Annotated in this window: 11 protein-coding genes; 6 read left to right on the plus strand and 5 right to left on the minus strand. The window is 61.7% G+C overall.

Annotated elements, in window-relative coordinates:
* Positions 1-31: 31 nt before the first annotated feature.
* Together ACL0K2_RS01705 and ACL0K2_RS01710 are read left to right on the plus strand one after the other, a co-directional pair.
* Positions 32-3,136, plus strand: a complete 3,105-nt coding sequence (locus tag ACL0K2_RS01705; RefSeq protein ID WP_413043636.1) for an efflux RND transporter permease subunit — start codon at positions 32-34, stop codon at positions 3,134-3,136.
* A complete protein-coding gene (locus tag ACL0K2_RS01710; RefSeq protein ID WP_413043637.1) occupies positions 3,133-4,593 on the plus strand; it encodes an efflux transporter outer membrane subunit in 1,461 nt (486 codons plus the stop codon). The genes ACL0K2_RS01705 and ACL0K2_RS01710 overlap by 4 nt, the downstream gene beginning before the upstream one ends.
* A 52-nt stretch (positions 4,594-4,645) precedes the next feature.
* Here ACL0K2_RS01710 and ACL0K2_RS01715 read toward each other — a convergent pair whose 3' ends face one another.
* From ACL0K2_RS01715 to ACL0K2_RS01735, 5 genes are all read right to left on the minus strand, one after another.
* The gene (locus ACL0K2_RS01715) at positions 4,646-5,638 is read right to left on the minus strand and encodes a TRAP transporter substrate-binding protein (RefSeq protein ID WP_045162334.1); all 993 of its coding nucleotides are present in this window, start codon (positions 5,636-5,638) and stop codon (positions 4,646-4,648) included.
* 206 nt (positions 5,639-5,844) lie between these two features.
* Positions 5,845-7,236, minus strand: coding sequence for an efflux transporter outer membrane subunit (locus ACL0K2_RS01720; RefSeq protein WP_413043638.1), 1,392 nt, complete (start codon positions 7,234-7,236; stop codon positions 5,845-5,847).
* Positions 7,233-10,403 (minus strand): efflux RND transporter permease subunit, encoded by a 3,171-nt coding sequence (locus ACL0K2_RS01725; protein WP_045162299.1) that lies wholly within the window; start codon positions 10,401-10,403, stop codon positions 7,233-7,235. The genes ACL0K2_RS01720 and ACL0K2_RS01725 overlap by 4 nt, the downstream gene beginning before the upstream one ends.
* A gap of 99 nt (positions 10,404-10,502) precedes the next feature.
* Positions 10,503-11,732: a multidrug efflux RND transporter periplasmic adaptor subunit MexE gene (gene mexE, locus ACL0K2_RS01730; protein WP_045162298.1), complete on the minus strand. Its 1,230-nt coding sequence runs from the start codon at positions 11,730-11,732 to the stop codon at positions 10,503-10,505.
* 260 nt (positions 11,733-11,992) lie between these two features.
* A complete protein-coding gene (locus ACL0K2_RS01735) occupies positions 11,993-12,910 on the minus strand; it encodes a LysR family transcriptional regulator (protein WP_045162297.1) in 918 nt (305 codons plus the stop codon).
* Between the two features lie 264 nt (positions 12,911-13,174).
* Here ACL0K2_RS01735 and ACL0K2_RS01740 point away from each other — a divergent pair, with 264 nt between their 5' ends.
* The 4 genes from ACL0K2_RS01740 (at position 13,175) to ligD (ending at position 17,106) form a co-directional block, all read left to right on the plus strand.
* Complete coding sequence (locus tag ACL0K2_RS01740; RefSeq protein WP_239608962.1) at positions 13,175-14,191, plus strand: zinc-dependent alcohol dehydrogenase family protein; 1,017 nt, start codon at positions 13,175-13,177, stop codon at positions 14,189-14,191.
* Between the two features lie 101 nt (positions 14,192-14,292).
* Positions 14,293-15,150: an SDR family oxidoreductase gene (locus ACL0K2_RS01745; protein WP_413043639.1), complete on the plus strand. Its 858-nt coding sequence runs from the start codon at positions 14,293-14,295 to the stop codon at positions 15,148-15,150.
* Between the two features lie 24 nt (positions 15,151-15,174).
* Entirely contained in the window at positions 15,175-16,173 is a 999-nt protein-coding gene (locus tag ACL0K2_RS01750) for a Ku protein (RefSeq protein WP_413043640.1), read from the plus strand.
* Positions 16,174-16,188: 15 nt separating this feature from the next.
* A complete protein-coding gene (ligD, locus tag ACL0K2_RS01755) occupies positions 16,189-17,106 on the plus strand; it encodes a non-homologous end-joining DNA ligase (protein ID WP_413043641.1) in 918 nt (305 codons plus the stop codon).
* Positions 17,107-17,147 lie beyond the last annotated feature (41 nt).

The raw sequence follows: 17,147 nt of genomic DNA on the forward strand, positions 1-17,147 counted from the left end.
ACTTCTCGCTTCGTGCTTCCGGTTCGCATCCATGAACCTCTCGGCGCCCTTCATCGCCCGCCCGGTGGCGACCATGTTGCTGAGTCTGGCGATCCTGTTGTTAGGTGGAGTCAGCTTCGGGCTGTTGCCGGTGTCGCCACTCCCGAACATGGATTTCCCGGTCATCACGGTGCAGGCCAGCCTGCCAGGGGCGAGCCCGGAAATCATGGCATCGAGCGTGGCGACGCCGCTGGAACGCTCGCTGGGCAGCATTGCCGGTGTCAGCCAGATGAGTAGCCGCAGCAGCCAGGGGTCGACGCGGATCATCATCCAGTTCGACCTCGAGCGCGATATCAATGGCGCTGCCCGAGACGTGCAAGCGGCGATCAATGCTTCACGGAACTTGCTGCCCAGCGGTATGCGCAGCATGCCGACCTATCGCAAGATCAATCCTGCCCAGGCACCGATCATGGTGTTGTCGCTGACCTCCGAAGTGCTGAACAAGGGGCAGCTCTACGACATTGGTTCGACCATCCTGGCGCAGAAGCTTTCGCAGGTTCCGGGTGTCGGCGAAGTGCAGGTTGGTGGCAGTTCGCTGCCGGCGGTGCGCGTCGAGCTGCAGCCGCAGCAGCTGGAACAATACGGTGTGTCCCTAGACGAGGTCCGTCAGACCATCGCTGCGGCCAACGTGCGCCGCCCCAAAGGCATGGTCGAAGATGATGATCGACACTGGCAGGTGCAGGCCAACGATCAGCTGCACGAGGCGGCCGACTACCTGCCGCTGATCATTCGCTATCAAGACGGTGCGGCATTGCGCCTGAGCGACGTGGCCAAGGTCCGCGACGGTGTTGAGGATCGCTACAACGACGGTTTTTTCAACAACGACCGGGCCGTGCTGCTGGTGATCAATCGCCAGGCCGGTGCCAACATCATCGAGACCATCGAAGGCATTCGCAACGAGCTGCCCGCACTGCAGGCCATCGTTCCTGGCAGCGTCAACATGGCGGTGGCGATGGACCGCTCGCCGGTCATTCGCGCAACGTTGCACGAGGCTGAACGGACTCTGCTGATCGCGGTGGGCCTGGTCATCGTCCTGGTGTTTCTGTTCCTGGGACGGTTGCGTACCGCACTGATACCGGCGCTGGCGGTGCCGGTTTCGTTGGTCGGCACGTTTGCCGTGATGTACCTGTTCGGCTTCTCGCTCAACGTGCTGTCGCTGATGGCCTTGATCCTGGCCGCAGGCCTTGTGGTGGACGATGCCATCGTGGTGCTGGAAAACATCGCGCGGCATATCGACGAAGGCGTACCGCCGATGCGTGCGGCCTATATCGGCACCCGTGAGGTAGGGTTCACCCTTTTGTCGATGAACCTCTCGCTGGTGGTGGTGTTCGTCTCGATCCTATTCATGGGCGGGCTCGTGGAGCGGCTGTTCCGCGAGTTCTCCATCACTTTGGCCGCCGCCATCCTGGTCTCGTTGCTGGTCTCCCTGACGCTAACACCCATGCTTTGCGCCCGCTGGCTAAAGCCACATCAGCCTGAGCACGAAGGCCGCCTGCATCGTTGGAGCCACGACGCTCACCAATGGCTTTTGCGGCATTACAACCGGTCCCTCGGATGGGCGTTACGTCATCACCGCATCACGCTTTTTACCTTGCTGGCGACCATCGGTCTCAATGTCTTCCTGTATATCCAGGTTCCCAAAACCTTCCTTCCACAGCAGGATACCGGCCAGCTGACCGGCTTTATCCGCGGCGACGACGGGCTGTCGTTCCAGGTCATGCAGCCGAAGATGGAAGTCTTTCGCAAGGCGGTGCTGGCCGACCCAGGAGTGGAAAGCGTGGCGGGCTTCATCGGCGGCCAGGGCGGCATCAACAATGCGTTCATGATCGTCCGGCTCAAACCGCTGGCTGAGCGCAAGATCTCCGCACAGAAAGTGATCGAGCGGATTCGCAAGAACCAGCCGAAAGTGCCCGGCGGGCGCATGTTCCTGATGGCCGATCAGGACCTGCAGTTCGGTGGCGGTCGGCAGAGCAGCTCGGCGTACTCCTACAACCTGCTGGCCAGCGACCTGGACGATCTACGCACCTGGGTGCCGCAGGTCACCCGAGCGCTGAAGGCGCTGCCGGAACTAACCAGCATCGATGCCAATGAAGGCGAGGGCGCACAGCAGATCAGCCTGAAGGTGGATCGCGATGCCGCCAAGCGGCTCGGTATCGACATGAGCACGGTCACCGCGTTGCTCAACAATTCCTTCAGCCAGCGGCAGATATCCACCATTTACGAATCGCTCAATCAGTATCAGGTGGTGATGGAAATCGATCCGCGTTACGCCCAGCATCCCGAAGTGCTTGAGCAGATGCAGGTGATCACAAGCGATGGCCGGCGTGTTCCGCTGGCAGCCTTCGCACGTTACGAACGCAGCCTGGAAGAGGACCGGGTCAGCCATGACGGGCAGTTCGCCGCCGAGAACATAGACTTTGATCTGGCCCCCGATGTCAGCCTCGATCAGGCGACACGGGCCATCGAACGAGCGGTTGCCGCCATCGGCATGCCGAGCGAAGTCCAGGGGCGCCTGGGCGGCACCGGAGATGTGTTCAAGTCCACGCAGGAAAGCCAGCCCTTGATGATTCTGGGGGCTTTGCTGTTGGTGTACATCGTGCTCGGCATTCTCTACGAGAGCTACATTCACCCTCTGACAATTCTGTCCACGCTGCCTTCGGCCGGTGTGGGCGCGCTGTTGGCGATCATCCTGACGCGAGAGGAGTTCAGCCTCATCTCGCTGCTTGGACTGTTCCTGCTGATTGGTGTGGTGAAAAAGAACGCGATTCTGATGATCGACCTTGCCCTGCAGTTCGAACGTAACGATGGACTGTCCCCAGCCGAGTCGATCCGCCGGGCCTGCTTGCTACGTTTCCGCCCGATCCTGATGACCACCATGGCGGCCATTCTCGGCGCGTTGCCCTTGCTATTGGGCGGCGCGGAAGGTGCCGAGATGCGCCAACCGCTGGGATTGACCATCATCGGCGGTTTGTTGCTCAGTCAGATGCTCACGCTTTACACGACGCCGGTGGTCTACCTGTACCTGGACCGGGCGCGTCATCGTTTCAATAGCTGGCGCGGTATACGTACCGACGCCGCCCTGGAAAATCCGCTATGACCTCGTTGTGTTCGAAGTATTCCGTGCGCCCGCTGGCCCTCTTCGTGATGGCGTTTTCGCTGGGCGCCTGCACCCTGGGCCCCGACTACCAGCGCCCTGAGCTGCCGCTGGCTGCAGCATTCAAACAGGCCGAAGGTTGGAAGAGCGCGACTCCGTCTGATGTATTGCAACGCGGCGATTGGTGGACGCTCTACGGCGATGCCGAGCTGAACGCGCTGGTCGGGCGGCTGAACGTCTCCAACCAAAATCTGGCTGCCGCCGAGGCGCAATATCGACAGGCACGCGCGCTGGTGCGTGGCGCGCGTTCGCAGCTGTTTCCAGTGGTTGGGGCCAGTGGCGGCGTATCGCGAGGTGGACAGGGCAGTTCAACCAGCAGCACGCAAACGGGCATTGGTAGCAGCAGGGTGAGCGAAAGCTATGAAGTAGGGCTCGATGCATCCTGGGAACTGGATATATGGGGCCGGCTGCGGCGCAATCTGGAAGCCAATCGCGCCGACATGCAAGCCAGCGCGGCGGACCTGGCCGCGGTTCGCTTGAGCCTGCAGTCCGAGCTGGTACAGACCTATCTGCAGCTACGCGTAATGGACGAGCAGCAGCGCTTGCTCGATCAGACGGTCGCGGCGTACGCGCGCTCCCTGCGTCTGACAGACAACCAGTACCAGGCCGGCATCGTACCTAGATCAGATGTCAGCCAGGCACGAACGCAACTGAAAAGTACCCAGGCGCAGGCCATCGACTTGCGTTGGCAGCGCGCGCAGATGGAGCACGCTATTGCGGTGCTGATCGGAGTGCCACCGTCGGAACTGAACATCGCCGAGCGCCGCGATATTCCACAGTTGCCCGACGTGCCGCTGGCGTTGCCATCGCAATTGCTGGAGCGCCGTCCGGACATCGCCTCGGCCGAGCGTCAGGTGATGGCCGCCAATGCGCAGATTGGCGTGGCCGAAGCGGCCTGGTATCCGGACCTGACCCTGAGTGCCAGCGGCGGCTATCGAAACAGCAGCTTCAGCAACCTGATCAACCTACCCAATCGCTTCTGGTCGCTGGGCCCGCAACTCGCGCTGACCGTGCTCGACTTCGGCGCACGTCGCGCCGAACTGGAACAGGCCGAAGCCAGCTATGACCAGACAGTGGCTACCTATCGGCAGACCGTGCTCGACAGCTTCCGCGAGGTCGAGGACAGCCTTGTGCAACTGCGTGTGCTGGCCGAGGAAGCAGTCGTACAGCGCGAAGCACTGGAGGCGGCGCAAGAGTCACTAAGGCTGATCGAAAACCAGTATCGCGCCGGGACCGTCGACTTCCTCAGCGTGGCAACGGTGCAGACCACCGCGCTGAACAACGAGCGCACCAATCTGACTTTACTGGGCGATCGCTTGACCGCCAGCGTGCAGCTGATCGCGGCGCTGGGTGGCGGTTGGGACATCCAGCAACTGGATACCGAGCTGGATCCGCAATAATCACCAGGCGAAAAAAACCAGGCCGAGGCCTGGTTTTTTCTGCTGTGCTCGATCACTGACGCTGCTTGCGATTCACCGTCTGTGCCGCCTTGATGATGTCGGCGCCGATTACCGGTTCGAACTCCTTCCATACTGGCCGCATGGCTTCCCGCCAGGCTTCGCGCTGTTCGGGGGTAAGCTCGATGATCTCCGAGGTGCCCGCCTTGCGGATGCGCTCGCGGTCGGCCTGGTTGGCTTCCTCGGCGGCGCGGTTCACCTCGTAGGTCACCTCATCGATGATGCCTTCCAGTTCGGTACGGATCAGGTGCGGAATGCCGAACCAGAACCGTGCGTTGCTCACCAGCATGTAGTCGAGCACGCCGTGATTACTCTCGGTGATGTAGGGCTGCACGGTGTGCATCTTCTTGCTGTAAATGTTCGACCAAGGGTTTTCCGCGCCCTGGACCGTGCCGTTCTGCAGCGAGGCGAAAACCTCGGCGAAGGGGAGCTTTTTAGTGGTCGCACCCACTTGGGAGAACTGTGACTCCAACACCGCCGAAGGCTGGATGCGGAACGCCAGACCGGCTGCATCGCCCGGCAGGCGCAGTGCCTTGGTCGCCGACAGTTGCTTCATGCCATTGTGCCAGTATGCCAGCCCGGTGATGTTTTCCTTTTCCATCGAACGCAGCAGCTGACGCCCCTTGGCGCGCTTCTGGAAGCGGTTGACGGCTTCCAGGTCGTCGAACAGGAACGGTAGGTCGAATACCTGCACCTGTTTGGTGTACTTCTCGAACTTGGCCAACGAGGGTGCCAATAGTTGAACATCATTGTTGCTTAGGGCTTCCAGCTCATTGGCATCGCCGTACAGCGTGGAGTTGGGATAGACCTCGACGGTCACTTGGCCGGGCAGACGTTCCTCGACCAGTCGCTTGAACAGCAGCGCGCCTTTGCCCTTGGGGGTGTCTTCAGCGACGACATGGGAGAACTTGATGACAATCGGCTCGGCCTCGACGGCGGTCGCGGTTAGCGCCAGCACCAGACCGGCGAGGGTGATGATCGGCTTGATCATTGAAAGGCTCTTTATTTTGGTTGGTTGGCATTGCGTCCGAGGACGCGATTGAGCTTCAACGGGGAGTTATGCCAAATAAGCCGAACCACCAAAAGCGCTTTCTCGCAAAATTCATGATTGGATGAACGGGAGCGGGCATGGATCACAGTTTGCTGCTTGCCTCGCAGCTCTGCGCCGAAGCAACGGCGCAGAGCTGTTTCAGGTCAACCGCTGGCCAGCTGCCAGCCGCCGCCCAGCGCTTTATAAAGCGCGACGATTCCACGGTACAGATCCACTTCGGCCAGCGCTTGGGCGTCCTCGGCGGTGAGGCGCTCACGCTCGGCATCCAATAGCACCAGGAAGTCCACGGTGCCTTCCCGGTAGCGAATCTGGGCCTGTTGCGCAGCCGCGCGGCTGGCGCTGGATTGGCGTAACAACGCCAGCAGCCGCTCCTGAGCACGGGCATAGTCACTGAACGCATTTTCCGATTCTTCCAGCGCGAGCAGAACTTGCTGCTCGTAGTTCGCCAACGCGCCTTCGGCATCCGCTTCGGCACCGCGCAAGCGAGCCCGGACGCTGCCCATGTCGAATGCCGCCCAGCTGATGCTCGGCGCCACCCCCCAGGCTTGTGCAGCGCTCGAGCCGATCTGCGAGCCACGACCTGCAATGAACCCAAGGAAGCCCGACAGGCTTACCCGCGGGAACAGATCGGCCGTCGCCACGCCGACGTTAGCGGTGGCGGCCGCCAGTTGCCGTTCGGCGGAAAGAATGTCCGGGCGGCGGCGCAGCAGTTCGCCGGGATCGCCGATCGGCAATGCCTTGGCTATTGCCGGCAGCTCGCGAGGCGAAAGGTCGACACTGAGTTGCTCCGGACGCTGGCCGAGGAGGGTGGCGATGCGATTGCGTGCGCGGGTCTGTGTCGCTTGCAGCTGCGGCAAGCTGGCTTCGGTGGCGGCCAAACGAGCATCGGCACGCAACACATCCAATTCGCTGCCCATACCGGCTTCGCGCAGATGCTCGGTCAGCTGATGCGACTCGCGTTGATTGGCGAGGTTTTCCCGGGCGATACGCTCGCGTAGCTGTGCACCACGCAGTTGGCCATAGGCATCCACCAGTTCGGCGATCAGGCTGACCTGTAGCTGATAGAGCTCGGCTTCTGCGGCCTCGCTTTGTGCCTCGCTGGACTCGATGCGGCGTTGGATGCGCCCGAACAGATCCAGCTCCCAGGCCATGTCCAGACCCAGATCGTAACGCTCGATATTGCTGCGCTCCTCGCTAGTACCCGGCTGCTGAGCCTTGCCGTACTCGGCGCTGGCACCGGCAGTCACGGTCGGGAAACGATCATTGGCCGCGTCATCACGAATCGACCGCGCCGCGCGTAACCTGGCGAAGGCGATGCGCAACTCACGGTTCTCCGACAATGCCTCGCCGACCAGCGCATCGAGTGTCGAGTCGTCGAACTGACGCCACCAGGCGGATTCGAAGCGCGAGCGGTCGAAACCCTCGGCGTTGGCTCGCTCAATCTTGGCTGGAGCCGTTTCGGGCGTCCGGTAATCCGGGCCGACGGCGCACGCGCTCAAGGTGAAGATCGCGGCAAGCAGTAAGACAGCTTTCATGCATGGGACTCCTTCAGTACAGCCTTTTTCTCCTCGCGCTTCTCGACGAAGGCGCGAATCACCAGGTAGAACACCGGGGTCAACAGCAGCCCGAAGAAGGTCACGCCGAGCATCCCGCTGAACACCGCGACACCCATGGCATGACGCATCTCAGCGCCCGCGCCGGAGGACAACACCAGCGGCACCACGCCCATGATGAAGGCGAAGCTGGTCATCAGGATTGGCCGCAGCCGCAACCGGCAGGCCTCCAGAACAGCGGCCAGACGGTCCATGCCTTCTTCCTGTTTGTCCTTGGCGAACTCGACGATGAGGATCGCGTTCTTGCACGCCAGTCCGACCAGCACGATCAGTCCGATCTGGGTGAACACGTTGTTGTCGCCACCGGACAGAATCACGCCGGTGATCGCCGACAGCAGGGTCATGGGCACAATCAGGATCACCGCCAGCGGCAGGCTCCAGCTCTCGTATTGCGCAGCCAGCACCAGGAAGGCCAGCAGCACGCAGAGCGGGAAGACGAAGACTGCCGTGTTGCCCGCCAGAATCTGCTGGTAGGTCAGCTCGGTCCATTCATAGCTCATGCCGTTGGGCAGTTCGGCCTTCAGCAGGCGCTCCATCGCGGCCTCCGCCTGGCCGGAGCTGTAGCCCGGTGCCGCGGCGCCATTGATTTCAGCGGTGAGGAAACCGTTGTAGTGCATGACCCGGTCGGGGCCGGCGCTATCGCTGACTTTGACGAAGGTCGACAGCGGCACCATCTCGCCGCGGTTGTTGCGCACCTTCAGCTGGCCGATCTGCTCGGGTGCCAGGCGGAACTTCTGGTCGGCTTGGACGTTGACCTGGTAGGTACGGCCGAAGCGGTTGAAGTCGTTGGCATACAGCGAGCCGAGGTAGACCTGCATGGTGTCGAAGATCTCATCGATCGGTACGCCGTGGGTCTTGGCCTTCTCGCGGTCGATGTCGGCGTCCACCTGCGGCACGTTGACCTGATAGCTGGTGAACAGTCCGGCCAGTTCCGGATAGTCGGCGCTCTTGGCGAGAACGTTCTGCACCTGCTTGTAGAGCTCCTCGTAACCGAGATTTCCGCGGTCCTGCACCTGCACCCGGAAGCCGCCGATGGTGCCCAGCCCCTGCACGGGAGGCGGCGGGAAGATCGCGAGATACGCTTCCTGAATGCCCGCGAACTGACCGTTCAGCTCACCGGCGATGGCCCCGGCCGACATGTTCGGCTCCTTGCGCTGATCGAAATCCTTCAGGGTGACGAAGACGATCCCGCTGTTCGGGCTGTTGGTGAAACCGTTGATCGACAGGCCGGGGAAGGCGACGGTGTTCGCCACACCAGGGTGTTTGCCGGCGATTTCCGACATTTGCTTGATCACATCCTCGGTACGGTCGAGGGTGGCGGCATCGGGCAGCTGCGCGAAGGCCACCAGGTACTGCTTGTCCTGAGGGGGCACGAAACCGGTCGGGGTATTGGCGAAGCCCATGTAACCAAGAGCGACCAGGCCGACGTAGACCACCAACGCGATGCCGCTGCCACGCAGGATGCGCCTTACCGCCCCGACGTAGCCGTGACTGGCGCGCTCGAACACGCGGTTGAACGGGCCGAACAGCCAGCCGCCGAACAGCTTGTCCAGCAAGCGCGAGAAGCCGTCTTTCGGAGCGTCGTGGTGACGCAGCAGGACTGCGGCCAATGCCGGCGACAGGGTCAGCGAGTTGAACGCCGAGATCACCGTGGAGATCGCGATGGTCAGTGCGAACTGTTGGTAGAACTGCCCGGTCAGGCCGGAAATGAACGCCGTCGGGATGAACACCGCGCAGAGCACCAGCGCTGTGGCGATGATCGGCCCGGTGACCTCCTTCATGGCCTGTTTGGTGGCTTCGACCGGAGACTTGCCGAGGCCGATGTTACGTTCGACGTTTTCCACCACGACGATGGCATCGTCCACCACGATCCCGATCGCCAGCACCAGCCCGAACAGCGACAGTGCGTTCAGCGAAAAGCCAAGCATGTGCATTACGGCGAAGGTACCGATCAGCGATACCGGCACGGCGGCCAGCGGGATGATCGAGGCACGCCAGGTCTGCAGGAACAGGATAACGACCAGCACTACCAGTACGAGGGCTTCAAGCAGGGTGTGCACCACCGCCTCGATGGATCCACGCACGAAAATGGTCGGATCGTAAACGATCTCGTAATCCACGCCTTCCGGGAAATCTTTCTTCAACTCGGCCATGCGCGCACGCACGGCGTCAGAGATCGCGATGGCGTTGGAGCCCGGACGCTGAAATACCGGGATGGCCACGGCCGGCTGGTTGTTGAGCAGCGAACGCAAGGCGTATTGGCTGGAACCCAGCTCGACGCGCGCGATGTCGCGCAGGCGGGTGATCGAGCCGTCTTCGCCGGCACGAATGATGATGTTCTCGAATTCCTCTTCGTTGACCAGACGGCCCTGGGTATTGATCGACAGCTGAAAGTCGGTCGCGCCCGGTGCCGGTGGTGCCCCGAGCGAGCCGGCAGCGACCTGGCGGTTCTGCTCGCGGATCGCGTTGACCACGTCGGACGCGGTTAGATTGCGCGAGGCCACCTTGTTCGGGTCCAGCCAGACGCGCAGCGAGTAATCGCCCATACCGAACAGCTGCACGTCACCGATACCGTCCAGTCGCGCCAGCTCGTCCTTGACGTTGAGCGCCGCGTAGTTGGACAGGTAGAGCATGTCGTAGCGTTCGTCAGGCGAGGTCAGGTGGACCACCATGGTCAGGTCCGGTGAGGCCTTGTCCACCGTTACCCCGAGGCGCTGTACTTCGGTCGGCAGCGTCGGCATGGTGCGGGTCACGCGGTTCTGTACCTGCACCTGGGCGTTGTCCAGGTCGGTGCCGAGGGCGAAGGTGACGGTCAAGGTCAATTTGCCGTCGGCGGTCGCCTGGGAGGACATATAGAGCATGCCCTCGACGCCGGTGATGGCCTGCTCCAGCGGCGAGGCGACGGTTTCGCCGATCACCTTGGGGTTGGCGCCGGGGAAGTTCGCACGCACCACGACGGTGGGTGGAACGACTTCGGGGTATTCGCTGATCGGCAGCTGAAACAGCGAGATGGCGCCACCGATCAGGATGATCAGCGACAGCACCGCAGCGAAGATTGGCCGCTGAATGAAGAACTGAGAAAAATTCATGACGCACTCCGGGGGCGAGGGCGCGCATGGCGCGCCCTGACGGAATCGATTTTCTAAGGGTGCGCCGAGGCGCACGGTCTACGGGGGTTAACGCATGCCTCAGCTGCTTGGACGGCGCGCCACGTTGTGCTCGACGACTTCGGTCTTGAACGCTGCCGTGATGGCACGGTTTTGCTCGCGTAGCGCAGCGAGGGTGTCGGCATCAGCCATCGGTACGTTCTGCGGTTGTACTGGGCTGCCCGGACGCACACGCTGCAGGCCGTTGACGACAATGGTCTCGCCTTCATGCAAGCCGTTGCGCACGATGCGCAGACCTTCGAGCTTCGGCCCCAGCTCAACGGAGCGATAACTCACCTTGCCGTCATCGCCCAGAACCAGCACGAACTTCTTGCCGAGATCGGTTCCCACCGCGACGTCCTTGATCAACACCGCCTCGTAGGTGGCGCTGCCAACCAGCTTCAGACGCGCGTAAAGCCCCGGGGTGAAGCGCCCGTCACGGTTGTCGAACACGGCGCGGCCGCGAATGGTGCCGGTACGTGGATCGACCTGGTTGTCGATGAAGTCCATATGACCCAGATGCGGATGACCGTCCTCGCTGGAAAGACCGAGGTAAACGGGCGTTTCTTCCCCCCGCGCGCCTTCGCGTGCCAACTCGCGGTATTTCAGGTAGGTGCGCTCGTCGGCCTCGAAGTAGGCGTAGACCTTGTCGGTGGAAACCAGTGTCGTCAGCAAGGCCTCGCCGGCATTGACCAGGTTCCCGGCGGTGATCAGGGCACGCCCGGCACGGCCATCGATCGGTGCCGTCACACGGGTGAAGCTCAGATCCAGTTTGGCGGCTTCCAGTTGCGCCTGGATGGCAGCAACGGCGGATTTCGCTTCGCTGGCGGCGCTGACGCGGGCATCGGCGAGCTCGGCGGAGATAGCGTTGTTGGCGCGCAAACGCTCACCACGCTGAGCTTCGCTGGCGGTGCGCTGCTGAGTAGCACGGGCCTGCTGCAGCTCGGCTTGCAGGCGCTTCACCTGCGCCTCGAACGGCCTCGGGTCGATTTGGAACAACAGATCGCCTTTCTTGACCAGTGCGCCTTCCTCGAAGGCAACCTTGTCGATGAAGCCGGACACTCGCGGGCGAATCTCCACCGACTCCGGAGCCTCCAGGCGGCCGGTGAGCTCGTCCCATTCGGTGACTTGCTGTTCGATGACTTCAGCCACGCTGACCTGTGGCGCCGGCATTGCCGCTTCGGTGGCCTCTGGCGCTTGGCCGCATGCGCCAACGAGGACAGCGGCAACCGCAACCAGTGGGTAACGCAAGGCTTTGAGTGAACGTTCCATGCTTGACTCCGCAACTCGGGTTTTTATCGATGGCGGGAGTGTGCCGGCTGGCCCTGCGATGCAGAAATCGAACAAGGCGAATATGAATATCATCCAGGATGATGTTGCCGATGGCTTCATCGATGGCGGACGAGGCGCCGGTACCTATTAGGTGGTGTCGCCAGCGCATCCGAACCTCGATGAGGATCGGGGCGGTGCGGACTCACGGTTGGTGGATTACGGTCCGGTAGGGTCGGTGAAACTCTTCGCGATTTGGAGCTTCAGAGACTGTCCGGGTCGCCGACGAACATCTGAATACGCGAGCGCAGCCAGCGTTCAGCGGGATCGTTGTCCTGCGCGCCACGCCAGGCCATGGACAGTTCGAAGTCCTGACTGGTCTCGAATGGCAGCGGCTCGGCGCGCACACCACCATTGGCGGCGAGGGCAGATGCGGCATAGTCCGGCAAGGTTGCGACCAGGTCTGTTCCTGCCAGCAGGCTTGCCAATCCGTTGAACTGCGGTACGGCCAGCACCACCTTGCGCTTGCAGCCGTGCAGCGCCAGCTCCTCGTCGATATAACCGTTCAGGTCGCCGGCGAACGAGACCATGGCATGCGGACGCGAACAGTAGTCTTCCATGGTCATGCGGCCCGGAATGCTGTCGGCACGCAGCAGCATCGGTTTCGGCCTGCGCAATATCTTGCGCTTGGCGTTGGCTGGCAGCTCCTGGGTATAGCAGACGCCGACCGATATCTCGCCGGACGCCAGCAGGCCCGGCATCAACAGGTAGTTGGCGCGCCGTATCACCAGCACCACGCCCGGCGCTTCGGCACGGATGCGCCGGAGCAGTTGTGGCAGCAAAGCGAATTCGACTTCGTCGGTCAGGCCGATCCGAAACACCAGCTCGCTGGTGGCCGGGTCGAAGCTAGAAGCACGGCTGACCGCGGTGGAGATCGAGTCCAGCGCGGGGGAGAGCAGGCTGGCGATTTCCTGGGCTCGAGCGGTCGGTTCCATGCTGCGACCCGTACGCACGAACAACGGATCGTCGAACAAGGTGCGCAGCCGCGCCAGTGCGGCACTGATCGCCGGCTGACCGAGAAACAGCTTTTCGGCCGCTCGCGTCACACTGCGCTCATGCATCAGCGTTTCGAAGACAATGAGCAGGTTCAGATCCACACGGCGAAGGTCGTTGCGATTCATGCCTTTCACTTCAAGCGGGGGTCAGACGAAGGGCGCGACTGACTTCAGGTTGCGACTGCATTCTAGACAGATCGGCGTGACGTCGGCATGTCCATTTCCGCTTTGCAATTACACAAACCTGCAGGTTGTGATGCGGCTTTACATACATAACACCATCATTCCTGCGCATGGCAACTATCGAGCGGAATGCGGGAATCACGGCTGGAGTTGTGCCGAAGGTGCAGATAGAGTCACTAACACAGTAGTAAACCGAGGGGTCTTTCAATGTCCCGTATCATTCGTTTCCACCAGTTCGGCCCGGCCGAGGTCCTGTGCTATGAGCAGCAGGACGTTCCACGGCCAGGTCCCGGCGAAGTTCTGATCGGCGTTCGTGCTATCGGCATCAGCTGGAACGACGTGCTCTGGCGGCAGGATCTTGCGCCGCGCCATGCGCGACTACCGTCCGGGCTTGGTAGTGAGATCGCTGGCGAAGTGCTGGCGGTGGGCGACGAGGTGAACGGTTTCGCCATCGGCGACCAGGTGGCGAGCTTCCCCGCCCATGACCTGAACCAGTATCCCCTGTACGGCGAGCATGCACTGCTGCCGCACACCTCGCTCGTTCACTACCCCGACATGCTCGGACCGATCGAAGCCTCCATTCACTACACGCCGGCGCTGGTGTCTTATTTCGCGCTGGTCGAACTGGCGCAGCTCGAGCCCGGCCAATATGTGCTGGTGACGCAGGCGCGCCATTGCACCGGCCCGACCGCAGTCCAAGTTGCGAAGGCGCTGGGTGCAAGAGTGATCGCCACGTGCGAGACGGCCGAGGACCGCGATTTCCTGCGCGAACTGGGCGCCGAAACGGTGATCGTGACCGAAGAGGAGGATCTGGTCGGACGACTGCAGAAGATTACCGGCGGTGCCGGCGTCGAGGTGGTGCTCGATGCATGTGGCGGCTCGCAGATGAAGCTTCTGGGTGACGTTATCGCGCCGCGTGGCAAACTTATCCTCTACGGGCTCAACGGCGGCAACGAAACGGCATTTCCGGCGTGTGCGGCCTTCAAGAAGAACTTCAAGTTCTTCCTTCACTGCCTATGCGACTTCACCGGGCAGCCGGAGTTGGGCATCAAGCAGAATCGCGAAGCGGTCGAGCGCGCGCTGTTGCATATCAACCAGCTCACGGTCGATCGGTTGATTACACCTCAGGTCGATAAGGTGTTTGGTTTCGATGACGTGGTCGAAGCGCATCGGTACGTTGAAAGTGGCATACCGCGCGGTCGAGTCGCGCTTCGCGTCGACTGAGCAGGGCCATACCGCGGCCCTCTCATCGCTTCACAGAAACTTTTCCCACGCGGCTCAAGTCCTCCGAAGACAGGTTATTCACCTTGACGGAGGATTTTTGCATGGCCGACGAAAACCAGACCCTACCCCCTCAGGAACAACCCGAGCCCGGCAAAGAGGGCTTGATGAATCCGCGACCTGAGTTCCGTGGCGAAAACTACAAAGCTGCCGGAAAGCTACAAGGCAAAGTCGCCATTATCACTGGCGGCGACAGCGGCATCGGCCGCTCGGTCGCGGTGCTTTTTGCCCGGGAAGGGGCCGACGTGGCGATTCTTTATCTCGATCAGGATCAGGATGCGAACGAAACCCGTCGCGTCGTTGAAAGTCATGGCCGCCAATGTCTGACCTTCGCCGGCGATGTGGCCGATCGCGACGTGTGCCGCAAGGTCGTCGACGAGACGCTGTCCAAGTTCGGCAAGCTCGACATCCTGGTCAACAACGCCGCGGAACAGCATCCGCAAAAGTCTTTCGAGGACATCAGCCAGGAGCAGTGGGAGAAAACCTTCCGCACCAATGTGTTCGGCATGTTCCAAATGACTCAGGCCGCGTTGCCTCATCTGAAGGAAGGCGCCTCGATCATCAATACCAGTTCGGTGACGGCTTACAAGGGCAACCCGATGCTGATCGACTACAGCTCGACCAAGGGCGCCATCGTGGCATTTACCCGGGCGCTGTCGATGAGCCTGGCCGAACGTGGCATACGGGTGAACTCAGTTGCGCCGGGGCCAATCTGGACGCCGCTGATTCCATCCACTTTCGATGCGGACAAGGTTGCCGAATTCGGTGCCAACGTACCGCTCAAGCGCCCTGGCCAGCCGGACGAAGTCGCACCGGCCTATGTCTATCTCGCAAGCAGCGACGCCTCCTACGTCAGTGGTCAGGTGATCCATGTGAACGGCGGGACGGTGGTGAACGGCTGACCAACAGCAAACAGGAGAAAGGCTATGCCTCGCACGATCTGGAAGGGCGCGGTCAGTTTCGGTCTGGTGCATATCCCTGTCGCGTTGGTGCCGGCCACCACGCGCCAGGGAATCGACTTCGACTGGCTGGATAAACGCAGCATGGATCGGGTCGGTTACAAGCGCATCAACAAGACCACGGGCGAAGACATCGACAGTGAGAATATCGTCAAGGGCGTGGAATACGAGAAGGGCAATTACGTCGTGATCAGCGACGAAGAGATCAAGGCAGCCCATCCGAAAGCCACCCAGACGGTGGACATCGTCGCCTTCGTCGATGCCAAGGACATATCCTTTCTCTACATCGATACGCCGTACTACCTCACGCCCGATCGACGGGGCGAGAAGGTCTATGCGCTGTTGCGCGAAACGCTGATCCAGACCGGCAAAGTCGGTATCGCCAACGTTGTGCTGCGTAACAAGCAGCACCTGGCAGTGGTCATGCCGCTGGGCAAGGCTCTGGTGATGAATACGCTGCGCTGGGCCGATGAGGTCCGCGGCGTGGAATACCTCGAGATGAAGGACGAGGCGCTAACCACCGATTTGAATCCTCGCGAGCTGGAGATGGCCAAGCGCCTGGTGGAGGACATGAGCGAAGAATGGAATCCCGAGCAGTACAAGGACACCTTCCAGGACCAGATCATGGATCTGGTGGAAACCAAGGCCCGCGAAGGCAAGATCGAGGCTGTCGGCGGGCCGGAAGAAGCCGTCGACCGTCGCAGCGCCGATGTCATTGACCTTACCGAGTTGCTCAAGCGCAGCCTGGCGGGCAAGACCGCCAAGAAAGCCGCGCCTGCGGATGAGGTCGAAGACGAGGAGGAAGCCGACGAAGAACAGGCCGCACCGGCTAAACGCACACCGAGCAAAAGTGCCTCCGGCAAGGGCAAGACGGCGAGCAAGTCGACCGCAAGCAAATCCGGCAGCAAGGCGCCGGCTGCACGCAAGAGCACGGCTAGCAAATCCAGCAGCAAGAAGGCCAGCTGACCTCATGAGGTAGCCATGTCCGCAGCATCCGGCAAGAGCGCCCGCCCTGACGTGGGTGGCATTGGTATCAGCAATCCGCAACGGGTCATCGACGCACGCAGCGGCGGCACCAAGCTGCAACTGGCTGAGTATTATCTGGCCGTCGGCGACTGGCTGACGCCGCATCTGCGCAACCGGCCGTTGTCCATCGTCCGTGCTCCGGATGGGGTGGGTGGTGAGAATTTTTTCCAGCGCCATTGCGGGCGTTTGAAAATGCCGCACATGCGCGTCCTGGACAAATCACTGGACCCTGAACATGCGCGTCTGATCCAGGCGGACAACATCACCGCTGTCGTCGAGGCGGTGCAGATGGGCACCGTCGAATTTCATACATGGAATGCCCGCAGCGACCGTATCGATCGCCCGGATCGGATCGTTTTCGACCTCGATCCGGATCCCGCATTGCCATGGTCGAGCATGATCGAAGCGACGTCGATGACCCTGGAGCTGCTTGCCGGCCTGGGCCTCAAGGCGTTTCTCAAAACCAGTGGCGGGCGTGGCATGCACGTGGTGGTGCCAATCGACCGTCGCCAGGGCTGGGACTGCATCAACGAATTCGCGCGCGGCGTGACGGCGCGCCTCGCCACACAGGCGCCCGAAAAGATCGTGGAAAAGATGGGGCCGAAGAATCGCGTCGGAAAGATCTTCGTCGATTACCTGCGCAATCAGAGGGGCGCCAGCACCGTGGCGGCTTACTCGGCTCGTGCGAGACCGGGATTGCCGGTTTCCGTACCTATCAGGCGCGATGAGCTGGAGCAGATCGCCGGGGCGGATCAGTGGACCATTCACAACCTGCACGAGCGCCTGGAGCAGATGCGAGAGGATCCCTGGTCCGACTACGCATCGACGCGCCAGGGCATTTCGGCGCGCCTGTTGAAGGGGCTTGACGCCTGACTCGACAGGTGACCTTTCCATCGCCGAATCTCCAGCTAGCC

Origin of the sequence: Pseudomonas sp. YJ42, assembly GCF_047225135.1 — a bacterium.
Classification (GTDB): domain Bacteria; phylum Pseudomonadota; class Gammaproteobacteria; order Pseudomonadales; family Pseudomonadaceae; genus Stutzerimonas; species Stutzerimonas stutzeri_E.